Origin of the sequence: Mesorhizobium sp. M7A.F.Ca.MR.176.00.0.0 (assembly GCF_004023165.1) — a bacterium.
Lineage (GTDB): Bacteria > Pseudomonadota > Alphaproteobacteria > Rhizobiales > Rhizobiaceae > Mesorhizobium.
In genome coordinates this window covers 1-7188 of record NZ_RZTC01000183.1, presented here as the reverse complement: position 1 = coordinate 7188, position 7188 = coordinate 1, and the positions used below count along the sequence as shown (strand labels likewise).

The window sequence follows — 7188 nt, the reverse complement described above, 5'->3', positions numbered from 1 at the left end:
CCTCTGTCGCCTTCGGCGACATTTCCCCCTCGAGGGGAGAGATTGGCAGCCTCGATGTCTTGTCATCTTTTGCCCACTTGGCGATGCTACGAACTTGCTCGCGGCGGGTTTTGGAGGAGGTCGATGTGACGACAAGCCTTGCCGCCCTGAAAAGCCAAAGCAAACGCGCCGTGAAACGGCTCATTGGTTACGATTCCCGCAATTGGCTGCGCATCCGCCAGATCGAGGCGTTCAGCCTCTTTCTCGAAGCCGGAAACCGCAAGGCCGCCGACGTGATCGAGATCTCGCCCGGCTGGAACCGCTACTGGCGGGCGATGTGCCCCAATTACCGCTCGGTCGATTTCCCCGCCTTCGACATCTGCAGGGATCGCACCGACGAGCAATATTCGATCGTCATCGCCGACCAGGTGCTGGAACATGTGCGGCGGCCTCACGCGGCGGTGGAAAACATCCACGCCATGACCCGGCCCGGCGGCTGGGCGATGGTGGCGACGCCGTTCCTGTTCCGCGTCCACGCCAGGCCGCACGACTACAACAGGTGGACGCCCGCCGGCCTCAAACAGCTGATGGTCGAGGGCGGCTTCGCGGAAGCCAACGTCAAGGTCCACGGCTGGGGCAACAAGGCCTGCGCCAGAGCCCATATCGGCGGCCCCGTCCGCGCCTACGGCCTGTGGCGGGATTTGAGCAACGACGAGGAATACCCGCTGATGGTGTGGGCGTTTGCGCGGCGAGCGTAATCTCCCCCCTCTGGCCGCTTCGCGGCCATCTCCCCCTCGAGGGGGGAGATTATCCCCGCCTTTTCATCACCCGCGCATGGCGTCGCCACACCCACCAGTCCCACACGCGCTTCCTGAAACTGCGTTTCATCGCGGTCATGGTCAAAGCCCCAGCAGCACGCGGCGCTGGCCGGTGAGGCTGCCTGGCGCGAGGTCGGTCTTGATGGTGCCGGCGGTGCCGTTTCGCTGTTCGAGCTCAGCCCGCAATGCCGCCTCGCGCGCCTGCACGTCCTTGTCCTGCGCCGTCGGTACCGGCGGCAATGGCTTCAGTTCCGGTGGTTTTTGCAACAGGCACATGGTTCCAGCCTTCTCCGAAATTAGAGGTTCTTGTCCAGTCGTAGAGGAAAAAGTCTTCGCCGTTGCGGCCGTAGCCCGGCAGCCGGCAGCGTTGCGTGGCGCCCAGCCGGCCAAGCCAGCGCAGCGCCAGTTCATTGGCGGCCAGCGCCCGCGCCTCGACCCGCCAGGCGCCCCGCGCCGCGACCTGAGGCCCAAGCACGGCGTGAAAGAACCCGGTGATCCCAGGCACGCAGCGCTTCATGCGGCGCGTGCCCCAGCTCCAGGCGATCCACAAACCGCCACGTTGCTCCGCCGCGCCAAACCCGGCCTCCGGATTGCCGTCGAGTTCGGCGACATAGGCAAACCCCTGCAGCGCCGTCAGCGCCAGCAGCGCCGGCGACCAATGGTCGAGCTGGCAGTCGATCTCGGCCGGTCCTCAGGGCGCAAATTGGCTGCGATGTAACTGAGATCGCGCAAGGTTGCGGGGATGATGCGAGGGTGCATGCCTGGCCCTTCGTCCTGCTGTGGCGAAGCGGCGTTCGCAAGGACTTGGGACGCCAGCCGTGACGGTTGTTGAAGAATGCAGCTGTCCGGGGTTTATTCATCGCCACGACGCTTGGAAGTCGCGGCATAATCTCGGATCAGCCGAAAAGCAGACGCATCCCGTTGGTTCCTACTGAAACAAAACCACTACAAATATAAGCATCATATACACAGCAAATAATCCGGGAACACTAAGCAGTGCGGCGCAAAAAATAAGCGCCACTCGCTTCTGTTGGCTGATATCTCTAGATTTAACAGCAGCCACTCCCATGGCGATCGCGAATGACAGCGCTATAACTCCAAAAACGGTGAAAAATAACATCGGAATCTCAAGGATTATTGTGAGAAAGATTCGCTGCAAGGCCGGGTGATAGGTATAGCATTCATTGAATTACCAATCGCCAAACGACATCGTATTCTCGAAATGCGCCCGTCCGACAGCTGACTGTGCATCGTCGTAATCCTTTTGTGCTTCGTCGCGAATCGCGGCGTAGAACTCCGGTGACAGTGCACTATTTACATTTAAGCTAACTAACACACTCGCATATATAGAATCACCATGACCTACTCGACATCGACGGCTATCCAGGAGACGGGCGAATGGACATTCGGGCGACACTGACGGAGCTATGCGAAGCCTTCAACGCGCACGATCTCGATCGCATCATGGCGTTCTTTGCCGACGACTGCGTCCTGGAGATGCCGAGGGGAGCCGAGCCCTGGGGCACGCGTTGCGAGGGCAAATGCAACGTTAGAGACGCGCTGGCGACACGCTTCGAAGGCCTGCCCGATGTCCACTACGGCAATGGCGAGCACTTTGCGGATGAAGCTGCAAACACCGGCATGTCGAAATGGACCCTCACCGGCACCACCCGTGATGGCGTGAAAAAGGAAGTGCGGGGCTGCGACTTCTACACGTTTCGCGACGGCAAGGTGATCCGCAAGGATTCGTATTGGAAGATCGTGGAGTAACCACGGCTTCAATTCGAAATGCGGTGGTGCGATCGATGCCTCTTCGTCATCCTATGGCGGAGCAAGGAGCGGAGCGACGCGGCGCAGACCATAGGATCCATGCCGTGACCTTGGAGCGCTGCTACGGCGCAGAATTCTGACGTGCCGCGTTCCCCGGCTGATGTCGCGGCATGGATCCTCGGGTCAAGCCCGAGGATGACGAAGTGAAGGGCGCTTCGCTTCACCGAAAAGAAATTACGGTGACAGTGCACTATATTTTCCATGTCTCAGTCTCCACGATGCAAGTCGCGATCGCGAAGATCGAAAGAGCAGAGCAGCGATGGAACACGTTAGCCTTCAGCTGTCGCCAAATTGGTGCTGAGCTCGAAAGCGAGTCCCGATCCATCGGCGTAGGGGCGCAGCGCGGGCGCACTTTCGCTCACGATGGCCTCCACGACGCGCTTGCGTTCCTGATCGCTCATTTCCCTGCCGACAGCACTCATGCCGACGAGGGCCATCGTGTTCAATCGCAGCAGGGGTGCGCCGTCCTGGAAGCGTATCGTGCGCGATACGGTCGTTAACCGGACTTCGTGGAAGCCGGCGTCCCAGAGCAGCGCCTCGATGGGGGCCGCGTCGCCAAAGCTGTGCCGCTGATCCTTGATGGCGCCCAAATGGCGCTCCGCCACGCGGCGCAGTTCCCGAAAGAACGGGATTTCATCGTCGGATCGCCATGCGGCTACCGCCAGCCTGCCGCCCTTGGCCAGCGCCCGCCGCATCTGCGCTGCCGCCGCGGGCTTGTCGGGAAAGAACTGCAGTCCCTGCTGGCAGACGACAACGTCGAACTGCTCTCCGTCATGGAGAGGCAGGGCGCTGGCATTGCCTTCACGCCAGTCGATGCCCGGTGCCACGGCGCGCGCAACGGCAAGCATATCCGAACTGATGTCGATGCCGACGACGTATCGAGCGTCACCGAGCCGCTCCCTTGCAACGCGGGCCACGATTCCTGTTCCGCAAGCGATGTCGAGGACACGATCGCCTGGAGACAACGCCACCTCTTCGAGAATCATTTCGGCCCATGGCCGGAAGAGAGGGCCTGCTAGCCACCGCTCGTACATCTCCGGGAAACTTGCCTGGCTCATCTCGTGGTTGGGCATCATTGCCTCCAATGGATCGACCTGAGATTGGCATATTTTGTGCCGACATGCCGCCCAGAAAGTCCCGCACCGTAATTCCGGTGTTACGAACCACAGGTGCAGGGTCGACGCCCTTCACTTCACCGAAACGCCCCCAGCGGATCGCTCTGCCCCACCGCCCTTCTCGCCGCCTTGAACTCCGCCGGATCGACCACTGCCTCGCGCAGCATCATCACGCCATAGCGGGTCGCCGCCATCAGATCATCCCGCAGCTTGACCACCTGACCGTTCTTGCGATGGAACAGCCGAAACTCCTCGAACCAGTCGGCCAGCGTCGCAAACACCTTGAAGCGGCCGCTCTGCATGCGGTCGAGCATCTCCATCAGCCCGGCCTCGACCGAGACCGAACCGTCCGAGAATTGCGCGTGGCGGCTCAGCATGTTCAGCCCGTGTGCCGAATACTGCCGGGCGAGCGCCACGCCCGCTCCTTCCAGCGTTTCGCGGCGGCCGTCGCGCGGCCAGGCGAAGGGCAGCCATTCGCCCCATGGTTTCAAGGTCAGCGTCTGCATGGCCGGCGTCTGCTGCGAGGCCCGCGCGGCCTTGGTGACATAGACGACATCGGCCTCCGTATCCCAGGCAAGCTCGACCGCGGCCGAAGGATGGTCCCAGCCGAAATCGAGCGCGCCCAGCCTTGGCCAGTAGCGCGGCAGCCGGAACGGCTCGCAGGCGATCAGCGCCTCGGCCACCGGAAAAATGCGGCCCGAACCCAGCACCGGAATGCCGCGGGCGCGGGCCTCGCGCTCGTGCGCCGGATAGGCGGCGACGATCGCCGCGCGCTCCTGCGGCGTGTAGTGCGCGGCATCGTCGATGGTCATGAAGGTGACGTGTCGGGACATATCGGTCTGCCTAAATTATTTGCCGGGACGAGCAACGGCCATTGATAATACTGTTTATCAATGCAAAGCTGCTGGCGAATTTGGGGGATATACATGATCCGCATAGCAATCGTTGTGGCCATTGCCGCCGGCGCGTCAGCATGCCAATCGAACGTTCCATATGATACGAGTAAGAAAACCTGCAAGATGTACGCCAATTCTTCAGGGTTCGAACGCAAGGTTTGTATCCCCGACACACCAAACAAAGTATGCAATGTCTGGTACAATCAGATTACAGATGATGAAAGAATATGGTGCCAACCGCTAACCCGGAAAGCAACCGATCCCAGGGCCCGTGCCAGACAGCTTGCGGGCAGCAAATACCCATAAGCCCTCCCGGCATCATACTGCCCGGCGCTTGATGCGGACCACCTTTTGCGGCACGCGTCTTTTCTTCTACGTCGATATGCGCTAAGGCTCGTCTCCGCATCGGTGAAGCCGATGCGTCTTGGGCCGGCGCCTTCCGCGCGGCCTCTACTCTACGCGGGTGGGGCAGCCACTCTTTGCCATGACAGATCTATTCGACGCGATGCGCTTGTCCGCCGAGGACAGCGAGGTTGCTCATCTTTATTTCAGCGAAAGCGGCAAGATCCTGCTGCCGCTCGGCAAATCGACAAATGCCCCGACGGGCCCGGAGATCCTGCAGCTTCTGCTGTCGTCCACCGATGAACACGATGGCGCGCTAGCCAGCGACCTGCTTGCCGATCTTGGCAGGACGGTGCCGTTGGAAAGCCTTCGTCTCCTTCTGACATCGCCCAACGCCCGGACCCGAGCGGCGGGCGCGTTTCTGGCCACGTTTCAAAACCAGAACATAAGTTCGATGGTGAGCGAACTGGCCGCACTGCTTGGGGATAGCAACTCGCGCACGCGTTTCGATGCCGTGGAGTCCATCTTGCGGTGCAGCACGCGTGACCATGGCGAGTACCTGGCGCAGGCCCTGTTTGCTCTTGATGATGAGCATGACGCCGTGCGCATGGGAGCTGTCCAGTTCGTCCGCTTTGCCCGGGACTGGCAGTTGAGGCTTGCGCGCCAGCACGCCGCTTTGCTCAAGCCGCAAACGGCGTTTTCGGTCATCTCGGATATTTCCGAGCAATGGCGGGACGATGTATCAGCCATGATCCGCAAGATGCTTGACCATTCCGAGCCGGTGGTGCGGCGTTACGGTCTTGGGCTGGCCGGTCGCGCAAGGTTGGTGGTCGTCGATGCCTTCGTCGAATGGGCGCGGGCGTCGGCCGATCCTGAAATCAGCAAACTGGCAGCCAGTTGCATCGAGCACAACCAGATTTCGCATCATGCGGTCTGGCATTCATCATTGCCGGCAACCGCCTGAATTTGTGGCAGAGCGGTAGTGGAAGTGACGGGGTGAGAACTGCCTCCCCTTCTCCCCTTGCGGGAGAAGGGGCTTCGCGAAGCGAGGTCGGATGAGGGTGTCCCGGGAAGGCCAACGTTCCACTTCGCTGGAACACCCCTCATCCGCCTCGGCGCTGCGCGCCGATCCACCTTCCCCCACAAGGGAAAGGAAACGCGCGAGCGAGCGCGAAATCACCCCTTCCCCATCCGCTCCACCTCTCCCGCCGACAAAAACAACAGCACCACGTCCGACATCCCAAGCAGCGGCGTGAACGTCACGATGGTGATGCCGCCCGTCGCGTTGGTGCGGGTCAGGCCCTCGGAATAGATGTCGAGCGGCGGTTCCTCGTCGAACCAGACGCCGTGTAAAGTCTCGCCCTGCCATTTCTCGCGGCCCTTCTCGAAACTCTTGAACGACAGCACCGACTCGTCGGCCTGCACGTCGCCGCCGCCGCCCCAGCGCACCACGACGCTGTCGAGCGCGCCCGGTGCGCCGCGGCCCATGAAGGTCTGCACGATGGCGTCGGCCGGGATCATGCCGGTGCCCCAGGCCGCCTGCTGCTGCGGCGGGCCGACCAGCACGCGCTGCGGATTGTCGCGCGTGCCTTCGCCGGTGACGCCGGCCGCCCACAGCCTGACGGCCGAGTCAAACACCTTGCCTTGCCACCACTGGGGATAGCGGCCGGTGAGATGCATGGCCCATTCGGCGCCCCCTGCCCTGGTCTTGCCGAGCTGGTTGCCGGCCATGAACAGGCGCTCGCGGTTCTGGGAGCCCGCTGCGTGAAACTCGGCCTGGCGTTGATACGGTCTATAGGCCGCCAGTTGATTGGTCCGGCGCCGTCTGTCCAGTTCGGCCATCAGCGCCAGATATTCCGTCTTCACGGACATCGCCGGGCTCTTCGAGGAACGGCTTGACGACGGCCTCGAGGGCGCGGATGCGGATGCGGATTTCGTCATCGCTCAGGCCGTCCATTTGGTTGATCGTGGCATCGAAATCCTTGGGCAGCACCGACAGCACGATCTTCAGATACTGGTCCGGCTTGTCGGCCCGCACCTCGGCAATGACGCCGGCGCCATGTGTGCGGAAATCGGCCCGCACGGCGGCCAGGAAATCGTCGCCCAGTGTTTTCTTGGCGCGCTTGCGGCGCGGCTTCTGCGTCGCGGCCGGTTTGGCAGCGGACCTGCGTCTCGCCGGCTTGCGGCGCGTTGGCCTGGCGGCTGTCT

The 7188-nt window shown here is 62.1% G+C and carries 11 protein-coding genes; 3 read left to right on the top strand and 8 right to left on the bottom strand.

All coding sequences use genetic code 11. The annotated features are described in order from the left end of the window. Window positions 1–184: hypothetical protein (locus EOB59_RS37005; protein ID WP_245486858.1), on the bottom strand; the 184-nt coding region annotated here is incomplete at its 3' end. Here EOB59_RS37005 and EOB59_RS32835 point away from each other — a divergent pair. Beyond that, window positions 126–737 carry a methyltransferase domain-containing protein gene (locus EOB59_RS32835; protein WP_245486857.1) on the top strand — a complete coding sequence of 204 codons (612 nt, stop codon included), beginning with the start codon at window positions 126–128 and terminating at the stop codon, window positions 735–737. The two genes, EOB59_RS37005 and EOB59_RS32835, sit on opposite strands and share 59 nt — an antisense overlap. 141 nt (window positions 738–878) lie before the next feature. Here EOB59_RS32835 and EOB59_RS37255 read toward each other — a convergent pair whose 3' ends face one another. From EOB59_RS37255 to EOB59_RS32825, 3 genes are all read right to left on the bottom strand, one after another. After that, window positions 879–1004 (bottom strand): hypothetical protein, encoded by a 126-nt coding sequence (locus tag EOB59_RS37255; RefSeq protein ID WP_281035567.1) that lies wholly within the window; start codon window positions 1002–1004, stop codon window positions 879–881. Next, complete coding sequence (locus EOB59_RS37000; RefSeq protein ID WP_245486856.1) at window positions 973–1347, bottom strand: hypothetical protein; 375 nt, start codon at window positions 1345–1347, stop codon at window positions 973–975. Before EOB59_RS37000 ends, EOB59_RS37255 begins: the two co-directional genes overlap by 32 nt. A 378-nt stretch (window positions 1348–1725) precedes the next feature. Then, window positions 1726–1917 (bottom strand): hypothetical protein, encoded by a 192-nt coding sequence (locus tag EOB59_RS32825; RefSeq protein ID WP_128290168.1) that lies wholly within the window; start codon window positions 1915–1917, stop codon window positions 1726–1728. Between the two features lie 278 nt (window positions 1918–2195). Here EOB59_RS32825 and EOB59_RS32820 point away from each other — a divergent pair, with 278 nt between their 5' ends. Then, on the top strand, window positions 2196–2567 hold the full coding sequence (locus tag EOB59_RS32820) for a nuclear transport factor 2 family protein (protein WP_128290167.1): 372 nt from the start codon (window positions 2196–2198) through the stop codon (window positions 2565–2567). Window positions 2568–2896: 329 nt separating this feature from the next. On the opposite strand, the gene EOB59_RS32815 is transcribed toward EOB59_RS32820, so the two are convergent. Both EOB59_RS32815 and EOB59_RS32810 read right to left on the bottom strand, forming a co-directional pair. Next, window positions 2897–3700 (bottom strand): methyltransferase domain-containing protein, encoded by an 804-nt coding sequence (locus EOB59_RS32815; protein WP_164895826.1) that lies wholly within the window; start codon window positions 3698–3700, stop codon window positions 2897–2899. 119 nt (window positions 3701–3819) lie between these two features. Beyond that, on the bottom strand, window positions 3820–4575 hold the full coding sequence (locus tag EOB59_RS32810; protein ID WP_128290165.1) for a terminase family protein: 756 nt from the start codon (window positions 4573–4575) through the stop codon (window positions 3820–3822). Between the two features lie 574 nt (window positions 4576–5149). Here EOB59_RS32810 and EOB59_RS32805 point away from each other — a divergent pair. Continuing rightward, window positions 5150–5944, top strand: a complete 795-nt coding sequence (locus tag EOB59_RS32805) for a hypothetical protein (RefSeq protein WP_127331695.1) — start codon at window positions 5150–5152, stop codon at window positions 5942–5944. A 212-nt stretch (window positions 5945–6156) separates the two neighbouring features. On the opposite strand, the gene EOB59_RS32800 is transcribed toward EOB59_RS32805, so the two are convergent. Next, on the bottom strand, window positions 6157–6852 hold the full coding sequence (locus EOB59_RS32800; RefSeq protein WP_245486855.1) for a terminase family protein: 696 nt from the start codon (window positions 6850–6852) through the stop codon (window positions 6157–6159). Then, a partial coding sequence (locus tag EOB59_RS32795) for a hypothetical protein (protein WP_245486854.1) occupies window positions 6773–7188 on the bottom strand: 416 nt, incomplete at its 5' end. The genes EOB59_RS32800 and EOB59_RS32795, both read right to left, overlap by 80 nt.